Here is a 478-nt window from a genome sequence, read left to right on the forward strand (position 1 = left end):
ATTATCTAGGTAGATACCTCTGTAGATAGTCGAATAGCTGATGCGAATAGGACTGCCTTCTAGTGACAAGCGACCGGCAATCTGCTCAGGCGACCAATGTAGCACCGTGATATATCGAATGACAGCGTCACGAGTCCCCGGTCGATCGAGGATCCGAGGACGCCTGCTAGCCAAGCGAACCCGCCGGTAGCGGTCCTGAGCGGTGGCTGCCGAATAGCTCCGCCAGCCGCCGTTACGTGCAATTTCACGGCTGACTGTACTCTTGGAACGACCTATCTCATTGGCGATGGTATCAAGAGTTTTGCCTGTAGAGATACCAAGCAGTATCGATTCACGGTCTTTTAAGGTAAGATGGATGTACGGACTCATAGTCGAGTTCTCCTTGTAGTTGGTCTTGTGGTGATTCCATTTTACAAGGACTCAGGCGATGAGTCTTTTCTATTTGACTAGTTTGTTGCACTTGAATTGTAAATCCGTC

The 478-nt window shown here is 49.6% G+C and carries 1 protein-coding gene; it reads right to left on the minus strand.

The annotated features are described in order from the left end of the window. Positions 1 to 369 (minus strand): helix-turn-helix domain-containing protein (locus tag GSO_RS15315; RefSeq protein ID WP_010493938.1); only part of this gene is annotated, 369 nt, incomplete at its 3' end. Positions 370 to 478 lie beyond the last annotated feature (109 nt).

The organism is Lacticaseibacillus zeae DSM 20178 = KCTC 3804, assembly GCF_000260435.1.
Lineage (GTDB): Bacteria > Bacillota > Bacilli > Lactobacillales > Lactobacillaceae > Lacticaseibacillus > Lacticaseibacillus zeae.